The sequence below is a fragment of the Citrobacter sp. Cpo147 genome (genome assembly GCF_030332405.1).
Taxonomy (GTDB): domain Bacteria; phylum Pseudomonadota; class Gammaproteobacteria; order Enterobacterales; family Enterobacteriaceae; genus Citrobacter; species Citrobacter portucalensis.
In genome coordinates this window covers 42113-62853 of record NZ_JAOWHX010000033.1, presented here as the reverse complement: position 1 = coordinate 62853, position 20741 = coordinate 42113, and the positions used below count along the sequence as shown (strand labels likewise).

Here is a 20741-nt window from a genome sequence, read left to right as displayed (position 1 = left end):
TAGGGAGGGGGAGTGAGATGGCTACTTTGCAGGAACTGATTGACCTGACCCCGGCACAGGAAAAAGCCTGGAAACGCCTTGAGCGTGCTGTGAAAGATTTCAAAGCTGCTGGCGGTAAGTTCTACAGCGTCCTCGATACTCTCAATGGTTATAACGGCGAGCACGTAGCAGATATTGATGAGAACGGAGACTATCACACCGCGTCAGTATACATGGCGAGCATTGATTGCACTGGATTCACCAGCTTCGCGGACGATTGGCACGGAATAACGCTGAAAGATGGCGTAAAAGTGGAAGAGGACTAACCCATGACAACTAACAACCACCCGGCGCACGGTCCTGTATCACTCGATCGCCTGCACCAGATACGCGAAATACTCAGCAAAGCAGCAGCACAAAGCGACGGCGGTAATATCGGCTACGCAATGGCTGATGCTGTGAAGGTGATTGATGGGGCTATTGCGGCATTTGGTGCTGAGCCTGCACCAGTAGATATTGAAATGCTGGCCACTGTACTGAGAAACGCTCCGTTAGCGCCGTCAGATAGCCAGGGCAAGCCGAGAGCGCCGGTAGTGCCGGATGAAGATCCGCGAGATGCATTCGAGCGAACATTCAAAATGCCGAAGCATGTCACCCGCTGCGGTACCGGATATGCAGTAACGGCATATTCCGCATGGTTAGCCCATGATTTCGTTAGGATGTGGGAGGGCTGGAACGCTTGCCGCGCCGCCATGCTTCAGGGTGCCGAACCTGCAAGTAATTGCGATGAATTACCGCTGGACTACCTGCAAGGGCACAAAGACGGGCTGGAATGGGCAGCACAACTGGCAAAAGCAAATCATCCGGAAACTGGCGACTGGCTTTACGATGACCCTATCGAATTGTCAAAGGCGATACGCAAGGGGCCGGATATGCCATTATCCGATGGCAACTCTCCGGTGATTCAGGATGGCTGGATTAAGTGCAGCGAGCGGATGCCGGAAGACGAGCAGGAGGTTCTAACCAGGAACAGGATGGGGCATTGCTTTGTATCGTTCTTTGATGAGCATTCAGGGCTGTTTTTCGACAGAGTAGATGTGGCCGCCGCATGCTGTATAGAGCACATATTGGTAACCCATTGGATGCCACTGCCAGCAGCACCGCAGCAGGAGGAGTGAGGTGAGTACTTATCTTTTTTTCGGTTTCCTTGTTGTTTGCACTCTGTTTTGTATGGTGATGCTGTGGCGGGTGGTCAAGGTGGCAAAGTGGCGATTCAAGGCCCTCGAAATGAGTGCTGATGATTATCGGGCACTACCTGAATTTAATAAGATGTTGTGGATGATTTGGATATGGAGGCTAGAACGCTTCCCGAGATGTAATAAGCGGGCATGGCGGGAGACGAAGTGATGGATCAGCTACTGCAATATGCCACGAACCGGATAATTGAGCTGGAAAACCTGCTGCTGGTGAATGTTGAGGAAACTGTCTGGCCTGCCGAAGTAGGAATGGTATATAGCCAGATTGAAAGTGCCGGGGATCTTCCGGCACATCACCAGCGCCGCCTGAAGCATCACATCAACCGCATGTGGCTGGAACAAATGCCGGTACCGTCAATAATCGCTGCGGCCCGGTCACTGGCCATCGCTATGGAGAAATACGCGTGAGAGAAATCATCGTTGATAACTTTGCCGGCGGCGGCGGGGCGAGTACGGGAATTGAGCTGGCAATCGGTCGCAGCGTTGATATTGCTATTAACCACGACGAGAACGCCGTGGCGATGCACACAACGAACCACCCTGATACATTGCACTACTGCGAGTCTGTGTATGAGGTTCGACCAAAGGTAGCTACCGCAGGACGTCCGGTGGCGCTGGCATGGTTTTCTCCAGATTGTCGCCACTTTTCTAAAGCTAAAGGCGCTAAACCTGTTGAGAAAGCGATCCGCGGACTGGCCTGGGTAGTATTACGCTGGGGGCTGGATGTTGAGCCGCGGGTAATGAAACTGGAGAACGTCGAAGAGTTTAAAACGTGGGGGCCATTATTACGCGAAATGCCATTCATCAGTCACGCGGATCGCTTCCTTGATGAATTTATCGGACCACCTGAACCAGTCGAACAGCGTCCTGACCCGGCGCGTATCGGTGAGACCTTTAACGCCTTTGTCGCAATGCTGACGACAGGTATTTCTGCATCACATCCGGCGCTGGCTGAATGTTGTGAGTTTCTGAATATTTCGCTTGATAGCGAGGATGCCGCACGGCTGGTTAAAGGTCTGGGCTATGTCGTGGAGTATCGCGAACTGCGCGCCTGCGACTATGGCGCACCGACAATCAGAAAACGTTTCTTCATGGTCATGCGCCGTGATGGGAAGCCGATAGTGTGGCCGGAACCAACGCATGGGGATCCGAAATCACCTGCGGTTCAGGCTGGAAGGCTGGCACCATGGCGTACAGCTGCGGAGTGTATCGACTGGACAATTCCGGCACCGTCGATTTTCGACCGCAAAAAACCGCTGGCAGAAAATACCCTGAAGCGCATCGCGCGCGGTATACAGCGCTTTGTTATCGACAGTGCATCGCCGTTCATCGTGAAATGCAATCACACCAGCACCAAAACGAGTTATGACTGTTTCCGTGGTCAGGCGTTGGACGATCCTTTGCAGACCATTACTAAAACCCACGGTTACGCGTTAGCCGTTCCACACCTGACAAAGTTCCGTACCGGCGCAACCGGGCAGCCTGTTACCCAACCTGTCCCGACGGTAACCGCTGGTACATCAAAACGCCCGGGCGGGAATGGGCATGCACTCGGGATTGTTGAGGCTGCACTGACGCCGTTCCTAGCCGGTAATGGTGGTAGTGAATACCAGGCTAAACCGCGCCCGCTGGATAAACCTGCTCACACCATTCTGAAGCAATCCCGCGCCTGTCTGGTTGCGCCAGTGATAGCCCGCCAGTTTGGGGCCAGTGTCGGACACCGGGTAGACGAACCGAGCGCAACCATCACAGCTGGTGGTGGTGGTAAATCTCAACTTGTAACACCCACGTTGATCCAGATGGGTTATGGCGAGCGTCCCGGACAAGAACCGTGTGTGCTTCGACTGGATAACCCGCTGGGTACCGTTACAGCCGGTGGGAATAAATTCGCGACGGTGAGCGCGTTCCTGGCTAAACACTACGGCGGTAACTATACGGGGCCGGGTGTCAGTATGGATGAACCCGCGCACTCAGTGACCACCGTCGACCATCATGCAGTAGTTGCCTCTCATCTGGTGAAACTGCGTGGAACATGCCGCGATGGGCAGCCAACCAGCGAGCCAATGCCAACGGTGACGGCGGGCGGGCTGCACGTAGGGGAGGTAAAAACCACTCTTGCTGTCGATGAATACGACGAACATCGCGCGCAGCAGACGCTTGAGTTTCTGCGGAAATACTGCGGCGAGGATTGCGACGGGCTGGTGACAGTTGACGGCATAACTTATCGCATAGTTGATATTGGCATGCGTATGCTGCAACCGCACGAGCTATACCGCGCTCAGGGATTCCCTGAGTGGTACATCATCGACCAGGACTATCGGGGACAAAAATACGCGAAGGACAAACAGGTTGCGCGCTGCGGTAACGCCGTACCACCGCCGTTCGCCGAGGCACTGGTGAGGGCTAATCTGCCGGAGCTATGCCAGTCGAAACAAATTGCAGCCTAACGTATAATCCCATCCATAACTCGAGGAATTTTTTTATGTCACACGAAGAAATGACTCCTGCCGAGAAATACAAAGCGGCGAGGAAGCGATATAAAAAACACAGGCTTCAATCCGATATAGCAAACGCTAAGCGATTTGAGGCTGATGATGTGGCCCCTGTAGATGGTTACAGATCTCCTTACGAAACGAGGAAAAAAAGAGGGAGAACTGCTGACTAATGTCTGACTGGAATATCGCAGCAAAATCCAAAGAAGAGCAGGACAAGGTTAACGTCGATCTGAGTGCGTCAGACGTCACTTTCAAAGAGTGCCGGAACTCTTGTGCGATTAGATTCTTTAATCTGGCGATGGACGTGCAACCTCAACATATCAATGATTCGCTATATAAATAGATTATAAATCTTAATGCTCATGATGGGGGATTTTAGCTTGGGTAATTTTCTGAGTTTTGTGGGTGTTCTGGTTTCTATAGCAAGTTGCTACTACGCCTATAAAGCTTTTACATCATCAAAGGAAATTTCATTTCCTGATAAAAAGCCAAGAGAAAACATTTGCACTTTAAAGCATTATTCAAGAGAAGCGAAAGCATTAGAGCGTTTTTTGAGCGAAAATACACATAGAAAGATCTATCTGAATATTGAACTGGATGGTGATGACTTTGAGTTGGGAGAGTCGGACGATTCCAAGTGGTTGGTGATTTGGACTGATAAATTCGAAGATGTACAACCTGAGGAAAAACCCAGCACAAGTAACTCTTCAGGTTATCAACTGACGATCACACCACATGAAGATGGATTTGGTCAGATTTACTGGTTTAGGGGAGCCTATAGGTTATCTGGTCATTTCTATATTGATGGATATCTTGGCCCATATCAAGGCCTGATGAGCGCGGTCATTTCCGCAGCAAAAACAGTTTGATTTTACATGAGTTTTTCATGCGCGGATTACTGTAATCATGTCTGTCAGCAGAAACAAATAGCAGCTTAATAAAACATTGCTAATTCAACCCGCTACGGCGGGTTTTTCACTCTCTATTGTATATGCTATTTTTTATGCAATAAGAGCGATTAGTCGGACGCAACTGGGGAATGCATGGATTCAACGAACGACGAAGAAAAACGTATAGAATTTGAAAAATTCATCATTGAAAGGTTTGGTGATGCAGTTGATCTCCGCAGAGCGAAAAATGGCGGTAATGGATATATATCATGGGAGGCGGCTGTAGCATGGATTGTCTGGCTGGAGCGTCCATTGCATCATAAAACCAATTCGACAGGGGCTGAACCAGCCTGATACTGCGTTTTTTTCTTGCATTGATTTTCCATTATCAACTGTACATAATGTCAGTGTCAGCCTGAACAACTGACAACTTGATGCGCCACGGAGAGAAACCATGGCGCACGAATTACAACTCATCAAGCAGTCATCAGGAATCCTGATCCCCGCGACGCCGGAGACCAGCGATATTCTGCAATCAAAAATCAAACTCGGCGCCGTACTGGTAGCCGAATTTCGTCAGGTGAGGAATCCCGCTTTCCATCGCCGTTTCTTTGCGCTCCTGAATCTCGGGTTTGAATACTGGGAACCTACTGGCGGGGCTATCTCCAGCAATGAGCGCAAGCTCGTAAATGGCTATGCAAAATTCCTTGCGGCATTTGGTGGAAACGAAGGCGCACTGCTGGATGCTGCCGAGCAGTATCTGGAGCAGGTAGCCAGTCGCCGAATTACCAATGGGATCAGCCTGTGTAAATCCTTTGACGCGTACCGTGCCTGGGTAATTGTCGAGGCCGGCCACTACGACGCAATTCAACTACCTGACGGAACTCTTCGTAAACACCCCCGCAGCATAGCTTTCGCCAACATGGACGAAACCGAGTTCCAGCAACTATACAAAGCCGCGCTCGATGTTCTGTGGCGCTGGGTATTGTCCCGGGCATTCAAGGACCAGCGTGAAGCGGAAAACGCCGCTGCGCAGCTCATGAGCTTTGCGGGGTGATGGCGATGAAACTAAGTTGGTTCCACCATCACGAATGCACAACCGAGCAGGCCGACGAACTTATTGCCTGTTACCGACGCCGCGGCGCCACGGTAGAACGCAGTCTTAATCGTGACAACATCACCTGGACTGTCAGTGTGCAGTTACCGGAAACCGAGAAAGCCCCGCGCCCAAGCCGTGTCTGGCAAAACAAGGCGTGGGGGTGAGCATGGCTAAGCTACCGCGCCGTAAGTGCGCTAACAAAGAATGCCGCCAGTGGTTCCACCCGACACGCGATACGCAGACCGTCTGCGGTTACGAGTGCGCCAGCGCCGTCGGCAAAGAGCAGACCAGAAAAGCCCGGGAGGCTGCACAACGCAAAGAGTCTGCCAAGCAGCGCGCCACTGAGAAGAAAGAACGTGCAGCCTGGCGCCAGCGTAAAGCTGCAGTTAAGCCGCTGAAGCACTGGGAGGATTTAACGCAGCGTGTCGTCAATGACTACATCCGCGAGCGTGACGCCGTTCTGCCATGCATCAGCTGCGGGACTTTCGACACCGTCCAGTGGGAGGCTGGTCATTACCGATCGCGAGGTAAGGCATCACACCTGCGCTACACAGAAGACAATATCAATAAACAATGTCATCACTGTAACGTGCAGTTGTCGGGTAATCAGCAGCAGTACCGCCTTGGCCTTATCGAAAAAATTGGGCCTGAACGCGTTGAGGCTATCGAAAACAACAACGTCCCACACCGATACACCATCGAAGAACTCGAAACCATTAGGAAGCACTACAGCGCGCTTCGCCGTGGATTAATTAAGAGCAGGGAGGCTGCATGACATTTGAATCCTATTTTGCCGATCACCTCCGCGTTCGTTGGCAACGATTGCGCTTATATCACTTCCCGGCTCTGTGCTGACGGACTACCGAATACTGAAGAATTACGTGAAAACTTATGCTGGAGAAGCGCTATGAACCTTGAAAACACAGTGAAATACCACTTCGCTAAATCCACACTGATTAGCGATTCTCCGCGCGCTACCGCCTCCGATTCACTGACAGGTACCGACATAATGGCTGCCATGGGCATGACTCAGGAACGCGCCGCCATGGGGTATAGCGCTTTCCTCGGAAAGATGGGGATCAGCAATAACGACCGGGATCGGGCTATCGGACTACTGGCTGAGTACGCGATGACCAAATGTGACAAGGTTGCCGCGCTGCGCAAGTTGGAAGCCGGAGTTAAGCCACTAGTTATGCGCCAGTTGGCCACGTTCGCCTTTGAGGACTATTCCCGCAGCGCTGCCAGCGTGAAGCAGTGCGATTGTTGTGACGGTCAGGGCTTCATTGAGGCTGATGTGTTTACCAATAAATTCCGTAAGCCAGAAGGGAAAATGACCGTGTCTGGGATGGTGAGGGTCAAAGAGTCCGTCAAAGTGCTATGCAAGAAGTGTAATGGTTCTGGCGTGGTTAGTGCTTCGTGCAGTGACTGCCATGGACGCGGAAAGGCAGTTAATCAGGCTCTAACTGAGATGCAGGGCGTTCCTGTCCTGGCTGACTGTAAGCGCTGCGGCGGTCGCGGGTATGAACGACTTCCATCGACTGAAGCCTTTGCTGCCATTTGTCAGATTACAGATGCTCTCAGCCTGGACACGTGGAAAAAATCGGTTAAGCCATTCTACGACCAGCTGATCACGAAATTCGATATCGAAGAAGCCTGGGCCGAAAAACAGCTTAAGCAGATAACGCGATAATGCTCACGAAAACACCGTATGTTTCAATCGCGGGCTATTTACTTTTCCCGAATCTGTGTTAATTTTGTCCCAACGATGGGTTAATGCCTTCGTTTCAAGCCCTGCGGATAACACCGTGGGGCTTTTGCGTTTCTGGAGCGTGAGTGTTCAGCTCATTGTCCAAAAGTGTTCAATTTTTGCGTTTGATGTGTTTTTTCATTCATGCAATATTTGACGAATAGCTATAAGTAAAACTTTGACCGTGCCTATTAGCCGCTGCTTCCCGTGATGTCAGCGGTTTTTTTTCATTAAAACAGGGCTGCCCATTGGCGGCCTTTTTAATTTCAGGCCTCACGGGAATCATCCGCTACGTGCTTTGTTGATAAATCCAGCCCGTGAAGCCTGACCCTTTTCATACACACACAGCGCCATCCGAAAAATCGGAGGTGAGGCTATGACCAGAATGAGCACCATTTACAGCAGACTTTCATATGGAACAGGAACCACGCTGACCGGCTGCGGTGTATCAGCGAAGGCATATGCCGAAACAGCTAAAACAGCAAAAGAGGTGTCCTGGATGTTGGCCGACAGAATTGCAGGGTTAAGCCTGAGCGACTGGGCAATTATTGTCGGTATCGCATGTACGGTAATCACCTGTGCAGTGAACTGGTATTTCCGCTGGAAAGAACGGGAGGATCGGCGCAATGGCTATACCACCAAAGCTGAAGAATAGCGTTATTGCAGCTATACCCGCTGGCGCTATTGCTATCGCTGCAGCGTTGATTACTGGCCCAACGGGTAATGATGGCCTTGAAGGTGTGCGCTATCAGCCTTATCGGGATGTTGTTGGGGTCTGGACTGTCTGCTGGGGCCATACTGGTAAAGATATTATTCTCGGCAAGACCTACACCAAAGCAGAGTGCCAGGCGCTGCTGGATAAAGACCTGAATATTGTCGCCCGTCAGATTAACCCATATATCAACGCTCCTATCCCCGAAACGATGAGGGGGGCGCTGTACTCATTTGTGTATAACGTTGGCGCGGGAAACTTCAAAGCCTCCACACTGCTACGAAAAATCAACCTGGGTGATTCGAAAGGCGCATGTGAACAACTGCGACGCTGGACATATGCCGGTGGTAAGCAGTGGAAGGGTTTAATCACGAGGCGTGAGATTGAGCGTGAAGTTTGCCTGTGGGCAGAGAAACCTCAGGTTCTGGGGGATGGACTCGGGCCGCTTAACCCTGGCATTCCGGTGTCAGTTCCGGGAGTGTTCTGATGAACCTGCGCTCTCAACTTATTGTCGTTGCATTGCTGGTGGTCTCTGGGTTTATTGCTGGTAGCGTATGGAATAACCGTGGCTGGGAAAAGAAGTGGGCCGAGCGTGACAGCGCGGAATCATCGCAAACAGCGAACGCACAGACCGCAGCCCGCATGATTGAACAAGGGCGTATTATTGCCCGTGATGAGGCTGTAAGAGATGCACAAGCACAAGCCGCTAAATCTGCTGCCACTGCTGCTGGCCTGTCTGCCACTGTTAGCCAGTTGCGCACCGAAGCAACAAAGCTTGCCGCACGCCTGGACGCCGCAAAGCACACCTCAGATCTTGCCGCTGCCGTCAGAAGCAAAACAGCCGGAGCCGACGCCGGAATGCTCGCTAACATGCTCGGAAATATTGCAGCAGAAGCTCAGCGATATGCTGGAATCGCTGACGAACGCTATGCCGCCGGAGTGACGTGTGAACGCATTTACGACTCGGTGAGAGAGTCAAATAACAATCCCGTAGCCTCGCAATAGCGGGGCTTTTTGCTAATTGAGGTATCTAAATGACCGTTCGCGCAAAATTTCGTTGTCACTTCATCCAGAAAGCCGAAGACGATTCACACCGTACAATCCACATGAGTCCCGTTACTGCGGACACCGAAGAAAACAAGACGTGGTCAAAGTACACACCTGGTGGCCAGTTGCAGATGGTTGTCTCGAATCCGGCTGCGTTCGAACAGTTTGTGCAGGGCAAAGAGTATTACATCGATATCCAGCCTGTAGATTAATCCATTACAAAGCCCATCTGCTGGTGGGCTTGATAATGGAGAAAGTAATTTGAAATCTTTGCGTTAGCCCCAACATCTTCATTTCCATAGATTGGCTATGGGTATAGGAGGTGAGAATGCTTGAGTTGCATACAACAATACTGACAAATCCTTGCGATAAGTTCGAACTATATAGTGATGGCCCCCATTCTTCGAAAATTAAACGAGTTATGTTTTACCGATTTGGGAATCCGGACCATATACCTGGTCGAGCCCATTGGGTCTACGTGTGTGATATAAATATCGATAGCTTTATCAAAAATTCGAATGAGCCTTCTGCTCTGTTAACTGGGTGTAAAGACAACAGCGTTGATAACATCAAAGAGTACTGCAATCAGTATCAGCACAGAGGATAATTAAGCATTCGAATTTCGCTGAATTCCCAATATTAGATTTCACAGAGCCACAAGCATTCGCTGGTGGCTTTTTTATTGCCATCACCATGCGCAGACCCATCGTAATGGCTTTATGCAAAAGCTCTGGCGCTGGTATGTAATGACTTTGCTAGTAATGCCTCGGCTATGTAATCCCAACGGTCAAGATACTGCCCCTCATCAGCTTTGCTTATTTTGAATAGGGGGGCACTGTGATGCCAAGTGGCATGGCTGGCGACCACTTCGCTCGGAACGATGAAAACTTCGGGAAAGGTTTTATTGGCTATATCTTCAGACATATTGCAGAACACGTAAAAGAAATCAGGAGAGGCAGCAGGCATGTGCTTGCCGACCATCCATTGACGTGGCTGGCTTCTTGCCCAAGAGCCTTTAACCTGAATACTGATACTCTTTGAACCGTCAATAGTGGCAATTATATCTACAGCGCTAGAACCACTCGTTGTTAGTGCTGCGGATATTCCCAGGCGTGACAGCATATAGGCAATGAAGTATTCACCTGCATCCCCAGCGCTTTTAGAAGAGCGTTTAACAATTTCTGACATACTCAATCCTTTGGAATAAAACATGGCACTCACCGACAAACAAGAAATGTTCTGTCGCGAGTACCTCATCGACTTAAACGCCACGCAAGCGGCTATTCGGGCGGGGTACAGCGTCAAAACTGCCAACCGCATCGCCGCCAAGTTATTGTCAAAAGTTGACATCCAAAACAGAATCGCCGAACTCAAAACGAAGCGCAACGAAGATGTGGGTATTGATGCCGATTATGTGCTCCGGCGCTTGGTTGAAATCGACAAGATGGATGTTCTGGACATCCTGAATGACGACGGCAGCCTCAAGGCGATTAGCCTTTGGCCCAAGTCGTGGCGAACGACGCTCACCGGGTTGGATATCAGCACCACCATTCAGAACTTCGACGAGGAGACGGCGGAGACCATCCTCAAAAAGATTAAATGGCCTGACAAGGTGAAGAACCTTGAGTTGCTCGGTAAGCACGTTCGCGTGCAGGCCTTCAAAGAGCAGGTTGAGCAGAAAGTCGTAGCGACCCACAACGTCATGCTGGTACCGACTAGCGACAACGTGGATAGCTGGGAAGCGGCAGCACAGAAGCAGCAGAGCGAGGTTCTTGGTGGATGAATTACAAAGCCGTCTGGAAACCTCTGCCGGGATCGCAATCGCTCTCCCTGAGCTGCCCCTGTAACGAAATTCTCTACGAGGGAACGCGCGGTCCGGGTAAAACTGCCGCGCAGCTGGCGCGCTTTCGCCGCCTGGTTGGTCTGGGCTACGGCTCGTTCTGGCGTGGCGTGATATTCGATACCGAGTATAAAAACCTCACCGACATCATCACCCAGTCGAAGCGTATGTACCGCCTGTTTAACGACGGTGCGCGCTATCTGGCGTCAGCATCTGAGCTGCGCTGGGTGTGGCCAACTGGCGAAGAGCTGCTGTTCCGCTTCGGGAAGGAGGAGGGCGACTACTGGGACTATCACGGTCAGGAGTTCCCGTTCATCGGCTTTAACGAGCTGACCAAGCAGCAGTCGGGTGAGTTCTACGAGATGATGTTCTCCTGCCGGCGATCATCTTTTCGGCCCGAGAACTACCCGAGGGATGATGGCTCACTGCTGAAGCCGATTCCACTGGAGACATTCAGCACCACAAACCCGTTTGGCATCGGCCACACATGGGTTAAGAAGCGCTTCATTGAGCCTGCGCCGCGCGGCACCATCATTCGCGAAACGCAGAAGGTGTTTAACCCTCAGACCGAGCGAGAAGAGGACGTGACGCTGACGCGTGTCGCTATCCACGGTTCGTTCAAAGAGAACCCGTATCTGGATCCGCAGTACATCGCGACGCTGATGGCAATCAAAGACCCTAACCGGCGCAAAGCCTGGGTAGAGGGTTCATGGGATGTCACCAGCGGTGGTCGCTTTGATCACCTGTGGAATGCTTCGCATCACGTCATTAAGCCGTTCCGCATACCTGATTGCTGGACGGTTGATCGCTCTCATGACTGGGGTGAATCCAAGCCGTTCTCTAACCTCTGGTGGGCTCGCGCCGACGGCACTGCCGCTGAGTTGCCTGACGGTCGCCAGTTTTGCCCGCCTGCCGGGTCGCTGATTCTGATTGGTGAGTGGTATGGCTGCCCGCCGGACGAGCTGAACAAAGGCCTGAATATGTCATCCACCAACGTCGCCAAGGGCGTGGCGTGGGTTGATAAGCGGCTGGTGGGCGAGGAACTAGCTGAACCCGAAGAAATAAAGCTCAACGGTGTTACACAGGGGCAACTGAACATCATGCCCGGTATCTGCAAGAAGGTTACCCCCGGACCGGCTGATGGGGCGATCTACAACACCGGTGATGATGAATTATCCATTGCCCAGAAGATGGAATCGCAGGGCGTTAAATGGGTCCCATCCAACAAGAAGCCGGGATCCCGCGTGAACGGTGCAGCCCTGTTTGCTGACATGCTTGAGGCTGTAATTGAAGGTAAAAAGCTGGAGTCAGGGATGCCTGAGAAGCCAGCATTCTACGTATTCAACTACTGCAGGGGCTGGATAAGCCGTGTTCCGGTGCTCGTCCGCGACAGTAAGAACCCTGACGATGTAGACACCCAGCAGGAAGACCACGACTGGGATGGTACGCGCTACGCCGTGCTGCATTCACCGCCGAAGAAAGTCGGCAAAGTCACCAACCTACGGATTTAACTCCATGCCTGATATTTCAACACCCAATCTGGACTATGGGAACATGGTGCAGGCGTGGGACATTAACGACGCTCTGATGGGCGGCACGCTGTACATGCGCCAGCTTGGCGAGGCTTATCTCCCTCGCTGGCCGAAAGAAGACAAAGAGGATTACAAAAAGCGCCTGGCGGTGGCCACGTTACTCCCTGCGTATGAAGAGACGATCAACCAGAATGTTGGCCGCGTTTTTGCTGAGCCCATCCAACTGGGCGAGAACGTCCCAGATCAGCTGCGCGAGTTCTCGAAGAACGTGGATCTTGAAGGTAGTCGCCTCGATGTATGGGCGCAGGCATTCTTCAGCTTGGCGATGCAGTACGGCCTTTCGCATGCGCTGGTGGATTATCCCCGGATAGATGCCGAACAGGTGAAGACTAAGGCTGACGAGAAAGCTACTGGCGCGCGGCCATACGTCACGATGCTTAACCCCCGCCAGGTTATCGGCTGGAAGTCGAAGATGGTCGGCGGCAAGGTGCAGCTCACGGCGTTGCGCATCAAAGAGATCGTGGTGGAGGATGGCGACGACTTTGGGCAGACGAAGGTCGAACAGATTCGCCTGCTGACGCCCGGGCAGGTGCAGATTTACCGCAAGGCCACTGGTGCCGACGGCCAGGCGAGCTGGTCGCTACACGAGGAGTGGCAAACATCCCGGCAAGACATCACGCTGGTCACGCTCTATACCAAGCGCACTGGCTTTATGTGTGGCTCACCGCCGCTGCTCAACATGGCGCTTCTGAACGTTAAGCACTGGCAGAGCCAGAGCGAGCAGGACAACATCCTGCATGTAGCGCGCGTGCCGTTGCTGACTGTGTTCGGTCTGGAAGATGGAGAGGAACTGGTCATCGGCACTTCTTCGGCGACAAAGTTCAGTGACCGACAAAAGCAGGGACTCGAATACGTTGAGCATACTGGCTCTTCCATCGGCGCTGGCAAAGAGTCGCTGGCTGACCTCGTGGAGCAGATGCGCCAGGCAGGCGCGAAACTGTTGCGCACTGACAACACCTCAACCAAGTCTGTTGACCAGACCTCAGAGGAGAAGATGCAGGAGCAGTCACCGCTCTACACCATGGCAACCAGCTTGGAAGATGCGATCGACAACATCCTGCAAATCATGGCTGAGTATATCGGTGAATCAGAAGGCGGTAACGTAGATGTCCGCACCGAACTGGATGTCGAGTCGAAAGAGTTCAATCCTCCAGCGGCACTGGCCATTCAGTCCCTGCGCCAGGGTGGTGACCTTCGTCGTGTCGATGCGATAAAGGCGCTTCAGAAGCTCAACCTGATTGACCCGGATGCCGATCCGGACAAAGTGCTGAGCGAGTTGCTTACTGAATCCGCTTCACTGACCGAGCCACCACTGGACGAGGTGTGACATGGCCCGCTCCGTAAACGATCGCCTCCAGGACGAGACCATAGCGCATGGCCTTTATGTGACGCGCTACGGCACCGGTGTCGCTCGGCGCATGGTTGCGTTGCTGAACAGAATGGATACTGACCTGGCTGCCAAATTGCTGATGTTGCTGGACGGCAAGCGAGCTGATACGTACAGCGCCCGCCGCCTGGCGTCGCTGCTCGCTGGTGTGCGTGACCTCAACGCAGAGGCCTACGAACCGGTTAACGCTGCGCTGACGCGTGAGCTGACGCGCTACGTTGAATATGAAGCCGGGTATCAGCTGGACCTGTTCAGCAGCATCATACCCAAGCAGATTCTCCAGCATGTTCCGCTCCAGAGCATCGCACCCGAGCAGGTTTACGCTGCGGCAGTGGCGCAGCCCTTCCAGGGGCGATTGCTGAAGGAGTGGGGCCAGAAGCTTGAATCGGATCGACTGGACAAAATCACTAACGCTGTACGCTCCGGTTTCCTCCAGGGTGAAACGGTAGAGCAGATTGTTAGGCGCATCGCTGGTACGCCGAAACTCAACCGTGAAGATGGGGTGATTAACGCATCCCGCCGCGACCTTGCCGTCGTGACACGCACTGCGGTGAACCATATGGCCGCCACTGCGCGCCAGGAGTTCGCCCGGGCCAACAGCGATATCGTGAAGGCCAAGCAGTGGTCCTCCACGCTTGATACTCATACGAGTCAGTGGTGCATCATTCGCGACCGCAAGCTCTACACGCTCGACGGCAAGCCGCTGGGGCATGTGGTCCCGTATCTACGCGGACCCGGCAAAATCCACTTCTGCTGTCGTTCCGGCGAAGTCCTGATTACGAAATCGTGGGAAGAGTTGCAGATATCCTCTGGCGAACTGAGCAGCGCCACACGCGCCTCGATGGACGGCCAGATTCCTGCGCACACCAGTTACGCCGACTGGCTTACCCGGCAGCCGTACGCTCGGCAGGAGCAGGTGCTGGGCGTTACCCGCGCGATGATGCTGCGTGACGGCAAAATCACGGTACCGGAGATGTTTAACGATGCCGGGGAGTTCCTCACCCTGGATGAACTGCGCCGCGTGGATGCGTCGGCGTTTGAGGGTTAACCATGCAAAACGAGAAAGACAAAACTGTCACCCTGACTGATGCTGAGCGCAAATTCATCATGATTGCGATGATTGCCTATGCCTTATCTGGTGAGCTGTCAGAAGAAGACGCAAAAATCGCAGAGCAAATAACCAATAAGCTCTGAGCATTACAAAATTCAACTCAAGGCTGCCTTCGGGTGGCCTTTTTTATGCCTGCCGCTGAGCGGATGCGACGCGGTGATCGGGTCGGATGACCTATTACCAATGGCCGGAAGGCTGGAGCAAAACAATGAAACTCAAACTCGATGCTAACGGCAATGTGGTCGTTGAAAACGGTATGCCTGTGTACGTCCATGACGACGGCAAAGAAATCCCGTTCGACGCGGTCGCAGCGATGACCAAAATCACCTCGCTGAATGGTGAAGCGAAAACTCACCGTGAGGCGAAGGAAGCGGCGGAAGCCGGTCTCGCCAAATTCGCTGGCATCACCGACCCGACCAAGGCGCTTGAAGCCCTGGAGATGATGACCAAAATCGACCAGAAAAAGCTGATCGACGCTGGCGCCGTTGACCAGGTTAAAGCCGAAATCACCAAGGTCTTCCAGCAGCAACTGGACGAAGCCAATGAGCGCAGCCAGAAACTGGAAACCCAGCTCTACGACGAGATGATCGGCGGCCGCTTCGGTGGCTCTAAGTTCATTTCCGAGAAGATGGCGATCCCGACTGAGTTCGTGCGTTCCTACTTCGGTCAGAACTTCAAAATCGAAGAAGGGAAGGTTGTGGCCTACGACGGCCAGGGTAATAAGGTGTTCTCACGCGCCAAGCCCGGCGAGTTAGCCAGCTTTGATGAGGCCCTGGAGTCTTTGGTCGAGTCGCATCCGCAGAAAGATTACATCCTCAAAGCGTCCGGTAACAGCGGCGGCGGCTCTCACCAGTCGCAGCACCAGGCCGGGCAAAAAACCATGAAACGCGGTGCGTTTGATTCCCTGGATAACGCTGGCAAGCAAGCAGCGCTGAAAGACGGCGTCAGCATCGTCGATTAAATCGAAAGGAGCCATAAATGGCAGGCAATACCCTTACTGGTCTGATCCCGACCATCTATACAGCGCTGGACGTAGTGTCCCGCGAGCAAACTGGTTTTATTCCTGCGGTGGCGCGAGACGCGAAAGCGGATGCTGCTGCAAAAGACCAGACCGTACGTGCGCCAGTCGCACCTGCAGCCACCACTGAAGATATTGTCCCTGGTCCGTCAGCGCCGAATTCCGGCGACCAGACCATCGGTGGTGTTGATGTCAAAATCACCAAATCCAAAATGGCTCCAGTCAAATGGAACGGTGAAGAGCAACTGGCGCTTGGCCCGGCCGGTACCTACAACACCATCCTGGCTGACCAGTTCAAACAGGCGTTCCGCGCTCTGGCGAACGAAGTTGATGCCGACCTGGCTGCATTGTTCCTCAACTCATCCCGTGCGGTTGGTACGCCGAAAGACACGCCGTTCAGCATCAAAGACGATCTGACCGATGCGGCGCTGGCGCGTCAAATCCTGACTGATAACGGCGCACCGACCACCGACATGCGTATGGTACTGGGCGGCGAAGCGATGGCCTCCATTCGTGGCAAACAATCAGTTCTGTTTAAAGCAAACGAAGCGGGAACCGACCAGCTGCTGCGTGAAGGTGTTATCGGTCGCATCATGGGCTTCAACCTCCACGAATCCTTCAGCATCAAGCGTACCGCGAAAAGCGCTGCTGCTGGCTATAAGGTCAATGGCGCGAAGAAAGAGGGCGATATCATCATCGCTATCTCTGTCGGTACCGGCGGTATCGCTGCAGGTACTGCGGTGAAGTTCGCCGGTGATGACAATCAGTATCTGGTCGTTGCGGCTACGTCTTCCACTATCACTATTAGCGCGCCTGGCCTCCGTCAGGATCTGGCAGATCAGGCTGATGTCACCGTGTTGAGCGAATTCGTACCGAACATGGCGTTTGACCGCGGGGCATTCCTGCTGGCCAGCCGTACCCCGGCGATGCCTGAAGGTGGCGATACTGCTGATGACGTCATGAATGTGACCGACCCGGTATCTGGCATCACTTTCCAGGTGGCGCTGTACCGCCAGTACCGTCAGGTGCGTTATGAAGTGGGGCTGGCATGGGGTGTGGCTGCTGTGGCGCCACGTCATTCCGCCATCATCATGGGTTAACCCAGGGGGCTTCGGCCCCTTTGTTTTTCAGGAGGCCCAATGGCCGGATTAACCAAAGAGCAGCGCTCTCAGCGTGAAGCGGAAAAGCTTGCAGCTCAGCAGGGTATTGAGCTGGTGGTCATGGTACGTGACACCCCAGAGTTCCCCGGCGGCCCGCTGAGCGCTGAGGTTCATCATGATGAAGTGGATAACTGGCTGGCGCTGGACTGGCGTCTGGAGGAATAAACATGCTGGTTGCCGATCCCCACTCTCCAGACTTCAACAGCTACGCCAGCGTGTCAGACCTGCGGGCATTTGCCGCCGGGCGCGGATATAGCATTCCTGCAGATGATGATGAGTGCGGCCAGATGCTGATGCAGGCAATGGACTTTCTGGAAGGGAAGGCCTGGCGCGGTCAGCGTTACAGCGCATCACAGCCTCTATCCTGGCCGCGTTCCGGCGTGCGCTTCGATGGTGTTGACCTGCCGAATGATGCTATTCCACAGCGTCTGATTGATGCTCAATGTCGCCTGGCTATCGAATCGCAGGAGATTGACCTCACCCCGTCGGTCGCTGGCGGTGGGGCGGTGACGATGGAGCGCGTTGAGGGTGCGGTAACAGTCCAGTATGAGCCGGGAACGAATAAAGCTTCTCCGTCATTCCCATGGTTCTATTCCGCACTGCGCGGGCTTGTAGTGGGCGGCAACCAGGTCCGGGTCGAAAGGGGGTAGCATGGCAATCGACTATCGCCGCATGCGCGCCACGGCAACGCGGCTGCTGACGGAGAACGGCAAAGCCTACCAACTGACTCGCGGAGGTACTACTACCCGCGATCAGTACGGGAAAGAAGTTGTTATCCCTGCTGTTACTGCCACTGTAACAGGCGTGATCACAGAGTATTCTGCTCGCGAAATCGACGGTTCTCTGATTGCTACTGGCGATAAGAAACTGGCAGCCACGTTTGAAACCGAAGTGCGCATTGGCGACCTTATCGATATCGACGGAAAGAAGTGGCGTGTGGTACAGCCGAATCCGGTTAAGCCGGCAGACGTGCTGATCTCCTACAACATCCAGCTTAGGACCTGATATGACCAGTTCCGTAAATCAGCCGTTCCTGGCTGCTATTCAGCTGTTCGTTGATGGCTCAAAGCAGGAGATTGACGAGGCGGTGCGCCGGACGGGTATCAAAATCCTGGGGAGACTGGTGGAGATGTCACCAGTCGGGCAGCCGGAGACCTGGCAAGTGAACCAAACGGCCTCTGCTTATAACACTGCAGTGCGTGAACACAATGCTGCCCTTCGCGATGATCCTGCCAACCTGACCAAATCAGGGCGGCTTAAACGTGGCCTACAGGTAAACGACTCGATGGACATCAAAAAGCCAGATGGTTATGTCGGCGGGCGCTTCAAGAACAACTGGTATGTGGGGTTTGATAGCCAACCGACCCAATCCAACGATACTCCGGATGCCTCCGGCCAGGGTTCCAACTCCCGCGGTCTGGCGGTGCTTGAAGTGTTCAGGGTGGGGCAGGTCAGCTCGATTTACTTCACAAATAACCTGCCATACGCACAGGCACTGGAGAACGGGCACTCGAATCAGGCCCCCGGCGGCATGGTAGGTATCACTGCACTGGACGCAGCGCAGCTGTTTCGTGAGGCGATGAGCGAGGTACGTAATGGCCGGTGACCAATCAATGCTAATTGCGGAGTTGCTCGAGTCGCGCCTTGCTGATATCGCCCTTGCGATTGACATGCCGATAGCCTGGCCAAACATCATTTTTGAACCGCCAGATGATGTCCCGTACGGGAGGGTCTATATACTCCCGGCACAAACTATCGGACAAGACTTTGCTGGGCAGCTTCGCACTTATCAGGGCATTTTCCAGGTGAACATAGTCACCCCCGCAGGAATGGGCGTCGGCAAGGCGCGAACATTTGCCAGTGTGATTGCGGGTGGATTTCCCGAAGGCCTCGCTCTGGTGGCTGGTGATTTGACCGTCTATATCAACGGGCCGCCTCAGATTCGCCAGCCAATACAGGACCGTCCGACCTCTGCACCAAACGGCAGCAGCGGCTCCATCACCTACACCATCCCCGTCAGCATGCAGTACCGCGCTGATTACTGACCCACCACCTGGTGGGTTTTTTATTACTTAAATTCAGGAGAATGCAATGGCATTCGCAATCCCTAACGGGTCGCGTGTAAACGTGGCCAAGGCGTATCTTGCGCCGATTGTCTTCACTGCGGCATCCAATGCGACGGAATGCGAACTGACCGTTGCCTCGGCTGCTGGCATCCTCGCGGGCGATGTCGTCCAGGTTAGCTCTGGCTGGCTGAAGCTCGACAACATGGTAGTGCGTGTCAAGTCAGTTACTGGTACGAAAATCGTGCTGGAAGCGTTCGATACCACCGACACTAAGAAGTTTCCGGCGGGTACCGGGGCAGGTACGCTGCGTAAAATTGATTCGTGGATCACCATGCCTCAGGTTATGACGCTGTCCACCGAAGGCGGTGACCAACAGACCATCAGTGTGCAGTTCCTGGAGGATGATAAAGCCCGTACCATCCCGACATTCAAAAACGCCGTGGTTCAGGTCTATACCTTCGCGCATGACCCGCAACTGGCGATCTACAAACGCCTCATTGACCTGGACGACTCCAGCGATACTACAGCGGTCTGGTTCCACAACCCGCGCGGCAAAGCCGATCGATACTACTCTGCCAAAGTATCCTTCCAGCGTGTACCACGTACTGAAATCAATGCTGTTGAAAGTAATGAAGCGCGCATGAACTTCGAATCGGATATGCAGATTTACCCGATTGCCGATTCCTCCGCTACTCCACTGGCATTCCTGACTGACCTGCCACCAACCAAGTCTGTTGCTGCTAACGCAGCTCTGGATCTGTCGGTGGTCATGCAGGGTGGTTCCGCGCCATATACCTACGTATGGAAGAAGGACGGCACAGCTATTCCGGGCAAAACTGCATCCACGCTCAACATTCCGTCCGCTCAGTCTTCTGATGCTGGGGTGTATACCTGTGAAGTTACCGACGCCGCAGGCAAGACACTCACTTCTGCCGGATGCACCGTCAGCATTACTTGATTAATCTGGCCCGGTAAGCCGGGCCTTACCGAGATGAACAAATGACCAAATTCTCCCTGATTCCAAACCCAACCTTTTCCGTAACCGCCAGTATCCCGCGCGCCGGCGCTGAAGACGGCAAACTGACCTTCACTTTCCGCCATAAAACGCTGGAGGAACTGCGGGCTATGGACGAGAAGCTGCAAAAGGATGCAGAAAGCAAGAAGGCTGCTAGTGAGCCGCAGGCCGACTATCTGCTGGAAATCGTAGAAGGTTGGGCGCTACCGGATGACTTCACCCGCGATAACGTAATTGTCCTCCTGAAGAACTATCCTCGCGCGTTCGACAGCATCGGTCTGGCCTACACCAAAGAGCTTATGGGATTGCGCGAAAAAAACTGAGACA

Annotated in this window: 30 protein-coding genes and 1 pseudogene; 30 read left to right on the top strand and 1 reads right to left on the bottom strand. The window is 53.4% G+C overall.

Annotation, left to right across the window (positions count from 1 at the left end; translation table 11 throughout):
- The first annotated feature begins 17 nt into the window (after positions 1-17).
- The 16 genes and pseudogenes from OGY06_RS12325 to OGY06_RS12250 all read left to right on the top strand — a co-directional run bounded on the left by OGY06_RS12325 (position 18) and on the right by OGY06_RS12250 (position 9437).
- A complete protein-coding gene (locus tag OGY06_RS12325) occupies positions 18-305 on the top strand; it encodes a hypothetical protein (RefSeq protein WP_164562702.1) in 288 nt (95 codons plus the stop codon).
- A gap of 3 nt (positions 306-308) precedes the next feature.
- A complete protein-coding gene (locus tag OGY06_RS12320) occupies positions 309-1157 on the top strand; it encodes a DUF551 domain-containing protein (RefSeq protein ID WP_191228637.1) in 849 nt (282 codons plus the stop codon).
- A 228-nt stretch (positions 1158-1385) separates the two neighbouring features.
- Positions 1386-1643 carry a hypothetical protein gene (locus tag OGY06_RS12315; RefSeq protein WP_016156704.1) on the top strand — a complete coding sequence of 86 codons (258 nt, stop codon included), beginning with the start codon at positions 1386-1388 and terminating at the stop codon, positions 1641-1643.
- The gene (locus tag OGY06_RS12310; protein WP_286605401.1) at positions 1640-3682 is read left to right on the top strand and encodes a DNA cytosine methyltransferase; all 2043 of its coding nucleotides are present in this window, start codon (positions 1640-1642) and stop codon (positions 3680-3682) included. The genes OGY06_RS12315 and OGY06_RS12310 overlap by 4 nt, the downstream gene beginning before the upstream one ends.
- 217 nt (positions 3683-3899) lie before the next feature.
- Positions 3900-4073: a DNA polymerase III subunit theta gene (locus OGY06_RS23300; RefSeq protein WP_164562703.1), complete on the top strand. Its 174-nt coding sequence runs from the start codon at positions 3900-3902 to the stop codon at positions 4071-4073.
- 37 nt (positions 4074-4110) lie between these two features.
- Complete coding sequence (locus tag OGY06_RS12300; protein ID WP_164562704.1) at positions 4111-4599, top strand: hypothetical protein; 489 nt, start codon at positions 4111-4113, stop codon at positions 4597-4599.
- A gap of 174 nt (positions 4600-4773) precedes the next feature.
- Positions 4774-4974, top strand: a complete 201-nt coding sequence (locus tag OGY06_RS12295; protein ID WP_057064565.1) for a hypothetical protein — start codon at positions 4774-4776, stop codon at positions 4972-4974.
- Positions 4975-5074: 100 nt separating this feature from the next.
- Positions 5075-5677 (top strand): DUF1367 family protein, encoded by a 603-nt coding sequence (locus OGY06_RS12290; RefSeq protein WP_164562705.1) that lies wholly within the window; start codon positions 5075-5077, stop codon positions 5675-5677.
- Complete coding sequence (locus OGY06_RS12285) at positions 5677-5883, top strand: hypothetical protein (protein ID WP_164562706.1); 207 nt, start codon at positions 5677-5679, stop codon at positions 5881-5883. The genes OGY06_RS12290 and OGY06_RS12285 overlap by 1 nt, the downstream gene beginning before the upstream one ends.
- Before the next feature lie 2 nt (positions 5884-5885).
- Positions 5886-6494, top strand: a complete 609-nt coding sequence (locus tag OGY06_RS12280) for a recombination protein NinG (RefSeq protein WP_164562707.1) — start codon at positions 5886-5888, stop codon at positions 6492-6494.
- Positions 6491-6630 (top strand): annotated as a pseudogene (locus OGY06_RS12275) (YlcG family protein). Before OGY06_RS12280 ends, OGY06_RS12275 begins: the two are co-directional and overlap by 4 nt.
- Positions 6627-7409 (top strand): antitermination protein, encoded by a 783-nt coding sequence (locus tag OGY06_RS12270; protein ID WP_164562708.1) that lies wholly within the window; start codon positions 6627-6629, stop codon positions 7407-7409. The pseudogene OGY06_RS12275 and the gene OGY06_RS12270 overlap by 4 nt, the downstream one beginning before the upstream one ends.
- A 433-nt stretch (positions 7410-7842) precedes the next feature.
- Positions 7843-8121 (top strand): phage holin, encoded by a 279-nt coding sequence (locus tag OGY06_RS12265; protein WP_016150024.1) that lies wholly within the window; start codon positions 7843-7845, stop codon positions 8119-8121.
- Complete coding sequence (locus tag OGY06_RS12260) at positions 8093-8665, top strand: lysozyme (RefSeq protein ID WP_164562709.1); 573 nt, start codon at positions 8093-8095, stop codon at positions 8663-8665. The genes OGY06_RS12265 and OGY06_RS12260 overlap by 29 nt, the downstream gene beginning before the upstream one ends.
- The gene (locus OGY06_RS12255) at positions 8665-9183 is read left to right on the top strand and encodes a DUF2514 domain-containing protein (RefSeq protein ID WP_257681159.1); all 519 of its coding nucleotides are present in this window, start codon (positions 8665-8667) and stop codon (positions 9181-9183) included. Before OGY06_RS12260 ends, OGY06_RS12255 begins: the two co-directional genes overlap by 1 nt.
- Before the next feature lie 29 nt (positions 9184-9212).
- Positions 9213-9437: a hypothetical protein gene (locus tag OGY06_RS12250; protein ID WP_164562711.1), complete on the top strand. Its 225-nt coding sequence runs from the start codon at positions 9213-9215 to the stop codon at positions 9435-9437.
- Positions 9438-9942: 505 nt separating this feature from the next.
- On the opposite strand, the gene OGY06_RS12245 is transcribed toward OGY06_RS12250, so the two are convergent.
- Positions 9943-10413, bottom strand: coding sequence for a hypothetical protein (locus tag OGY06_RS12245; protein WP_164562712.1), 471 nt, complete (start codon positions 10411-10413; stop codon positions 9943-9945).
- A 22-nt stretch (positions 10414-10435) separates the two neighbouring features.
- Here OGY06_RS12245 and OGY06_RS12240 point away from each other — a divergent pair, with 22 nt between their 5' ends.
- The 14 genes from OGY06_RS12240 to OGY06_RS12175 all read left to right on the top strand — a co-directional run bounded on the left by OGY06_RS12240 (position 10436) and on the right by OGY06_RS12175 (position 20737).
- Complete coding sequence (locus tag OGY06_RS12240; protein ID WP_164562713.1) at positions 10436-11008, top strand: terminase small subunit; 573 nt, start codon at positions 10436-10438, stop codon at positions 11006-11008.
- Positions 11005-12576, top strand: coding sequence for a terminase large subunit domain-containing protein (locus OGY06_RS12235; RefSeq protein ID WP_164562714.1), 1572 nt, complete (start codon positions 11005-11007; stop codon positions 12574-12576). The genes OGY06_RS12240 and OGY06_RS12235 overlap by 4 nt, the downstream gene beginning before the upstream one ends.
- Positions 12577-12580: 4 nt before the next feature.
- Entirely contained in the window at positions 12581-13984 is a 1404-nt protein-coding gene (locus OGY06_RS12230; protein ID WP_164562715.1) for a DUF4055 domain-containing protein, read from the top strand.
- A gap of 1 nt (position 13985) precedes the next feature.
- Positions 13986-15092 (top strand): structural protein, encoded by a 1107-nt coding sequence (locus tag OGY06_RS12225; protein ID WP_065944816.1) that lies wholly within the window; start codon positions 13986-13988, stop codon positions 15090-15092.
- A 2-nt stretch (positions 15093-15094) separates the two neighbouring features.
- Entirely contained in the window at positions 15095-15238 is a 144-nt protein-coding gene (locus OGY06_RS12220; protein ID WP_158513308.1) for a hypothetical protein, read from the top strand.
- Positions 15239-15363: 125 nt separating this feature from the next.
- On the top strand, positions 15364-16116 hold the full coding sequence (locus OGY06_RS12215; RefSeq protein WP_164562717.1) for a DUF6651 domain-containing protein: 753 nt from the start codon (positions 15364-15366) through the stop codon (positions 16114-16116).
- Positions 16117-16133: 17 nt separating this feature from the next.
- Complete coding sequence (locus OGY06_RS12210) at positions 16134-17273, top strand: major capsid protein (protein WP_126957528.1); 1140 nt, start codon at positions 16134-16136, stop codon at positions 17271-17273.
- A gap of 39 nt (positions 17274-17312) precedes the next feature.
- Positions 17313-17498: a hypothetical protein gene (locus tag OGY06_RS12205; protein ID WP_164562718.1), complete on the top strand. Its 186-nt coding sequence runs from the start codon at positions 17313-17315 to the stop codon at positions 17496-17498.
- Between the two features lie 2 nt (positions 17499-17500).
- Positions 17501-17983: a DnaT-like ssDNA-binding protein gene (locus tag OGY06_RS12200; RefSeq protein ID WP_164562719.1), complete on the top strand. Its 483-nt coding sequence runs from the start codon at positions 17501-17503 to the stop codon at positions 17981-17983.
- Position 17984: 1 nt separating this feature from the next.
- Positions 17985-18338: a hypothetical protein gene (locus tag OGY06_RS12195; protein ID WP_164562720.1), complete on the top strand. Its 354-nt coding sequence runs from the start codon at positions 17985-17987 to the stop codon at positions 18336-18338.
- Between the two features lies 1 nt (position 18339).
- Entirely contained in the window at positions 18340-18939 is a 600-nt protein-coding gene (locus tag OGY06_RS12190) for a hypothetical protein (protein ID WP_164562721.1), read from the top strand.
- Positions 18929-19378: a DUF4128 domain-containing protein gene (locus tag OGY06_RS12185; RefSeq protein WP_038641028.1), complete on the top strand. Its 450-nt coding sequence runs from the start codon at positions 18929-18931 to the stop codon at positions 19376-19378. Before OGY06_RS12190 ends, OGY06_RS12185 begins: the two co-directional genes overlap by 11 nt.
- Before the next feature lie 46 nt (positions 19379-19424).
- Positions 19425-20357 carry a phage tail tube protein gene (locus tag OGY06_RS12180; protein WP_164562722.1) on the top strand — a complete coding sequence of 311 codons (933 nt, stop codon included), beginning with the start codon at positions 19425-19427 and terminating at the stop codon, positions 20355-20357.
- A 41-nt stretch (positions 20358-20398) separates the two neighbouring features.
- Positions 20399-20737: a phage tail assembly chaperone gene (locus tag OGY06_RS12175; RefSeq protein WP_164562723.1), complete on the top strand. Its 339-nt coding sequence runs from the start codon at positions 20399-20401 to the stop codon at positions 20735-20737.
- The last annotated feature ends 4 nt before the right edge of the window (positions 20738-20741 follow it).

Bases quoted from the DNA above. Each gene is read 5' to 3' on its own strand.
- OGY06_RS12325 (WP_164562702.1), top strand. From the start codon at position 18: ATGGCTACTTTGCAGGAACTGATTGACCTGACCCCGGCACAGGAAAAA.
- OGY06_RS12320 (WP_191228637.1), top strand. From the start codon at position 309: ATGACAACTAACAACCACCCGGCGCACGGTCCTGTATCACTCGATCGC.
- OGY06_RS12315 (WP_016156704.1), top strand. From the start codon at position 1,386: ATGGATCAGCTACTGCAATATGCCACGAACCGGATAATTGAGCTGGAA.
- OGY06_RS23300 (WP_164562703.1), top strand. From the start codon at position 3,900: ATGTCTGACTGGAATATCGCAGCAAAATCCAAAGAAGAGCAGGACAAG.
- OGY06_RS12295 (WP_057064565.1), top strand. From the start codon at position 4,774: ATGGATTCAACGAACGACGAAGAAAAACGTATAGAATTTGAAAAATTC.
- OGY06_RS12290 (WP_164562705.1), top strand. From the start codon at position 5,075: ATGGCGCACGAATTACAACTCATCAAGCAGTCATCAGGAATCCTGATC.
- OGY06_RS12285 (WP_164562706.1), top strand. From the start codon at position 5,677: ATGGCGATGAAACTAAGTTGGTTCCACCATCACGAATGCACAACCGAG.
- OGY06_RS12280 (WP_164562707.1), top strand. From the start codon at position 5,886: ATGGCTAAGCTACCGCGCCGTAAGTGCGCTAACAAAGAATGCCGCCAG.
- OGY06_RS12270 (WP_164562708.1), top strand. From the start codon at position 6,627: ATGAACCTTGAAAACACAGTGAAATACCACTTCGCTAAATCCACACTG.
- OGY06_RS12265 (WP_016150024.1), top strand. From the start codon at position 7,843: ATGACCAGAATGAGCACCATTTACAGCAGACTTTCATATGGAACAGGA.
- OGY06_RS12260 (WP_164562709.1), top strand. From the start codon at position 8,093: ATGGCTATACCACCAAAGCTGAAGAATAGCGTTATTGCAGCTATACCC.
- OGY06_RS12255 (WP_257681159.1), top strand. From the start codon at position 8,665: ATGAACCTGCGCTCTCAACTTATTGTCGTTGCATTGCTGGTGGTCTCT.
- OGY06_RS12250 (WP_164562711.1), top strand. From the start codon at position 9,213: ATGACCGTTCGCGCAAAATTTCGTTGTCACTTCATCCAGAAAGCCGAA.
- OGY06_RS12245 (WP_164562712.1), bottom strand. From the start codon at position 10,413: ATGTCAGAAATTGTTAAACGCTCTTCTAAAAGCGCTGGGGATGCAGGT.
- OGY06_RS12240 (WP_164562713.1), top strand. From the start codon at position 10,436: ATGGCACTCACCGACAAACAAGAAATGTTCTGTCGCGAGTACCTCATC.
- OGY06_RS12235 (WP_164562714.1), top strand. From the start codon at position 11,005: ATGAATTACAAAGCCGTCTGGAAACCTCTGCCGGGATCGCAATCGCTC.
- OGY06_RS12230 (WP_164562715.1), top strand. From the start codon at position 12,581: ATGCCTGATATTTCAACACCCAATCTGGACTATGGGAACATGGTGCAG.
- OGY06_RS12225 (WP_065944816.1), top strand. From the start codon at position 13,986: ATGGCCCGCTCCGTAAACGATCGCCTCCAGGACGAGACCATAGCGCAT.
- OGY06_RS12220 (WP_158513308.1), top strand. From the start codon at position 15,095: ATGCAAAACGAGAAAGACAAAACTGTCACCCTGACTGATGCTGAGCGC.
- OGY06_RS12215 (WP_164562717.1), top strand. From the start codon at position 15,364: ATGAAACTCAAACTCGATGCTAACGGCAATGTGGTCGTTGAAAACGGT.
- OGY06_RS12210 (WP_126957528.1), top strand. From the start codon at position 16,134: ATGGCAGGCAATACCCTTACTGGTCTGATCCCGACCATCTATACAGCG.
- OGY06_RS12205 (WP_164562718.1), top strand. From the start codon at position 17,313: ATGGCCGGATTAACCAAAGAGCAGCGCTCTCAGCGTGAAGCGGAAAAG.
- OGY06_RS12200 (WP_164562719.1), top strand. From the start codon at position 17,501: ATGCTGGTTGCCGATCCCCACTCTCCAGACTTCAACAGCTACGCCAGC.
- OGY06_RS12195 (WP_164562720.1), top strand. From the start codon at position 17,985: ATGGCAATCGACTATCGCCGCATGCGCGCCACGGCAACGCGGCTGCTG.
- OGY06_RS12190 (WP_164562721.1), top strand. From the start codon at position 18,340: ATGACCAGTTCCGTAAATCAGCCGTTCCTGGCTGCTATTCAGCTGTTC.
- OGY06_RS12185 (WP_038641028.1), top strand. From the start codon at position 18,929: ATGGCCGGTGACCAATCAATGCTAATTGCGGAGTTGCTCGAGTCGCGC.
- OGY06_RS12180 (WP_164562722.1), top strand. From the start codon at position 19,425: ATGGCATTCGCAATCCCTAACGGGTCGCGTGTAAACGTGGCCAAGGCG.
- OGY06_RS12175 (WP_164562723.1), top strand. From the start codon at position 20,399: ATGACCAAATTCTCCCTGATTCCAAACCCAACCTTTTCCGTAACCGCC.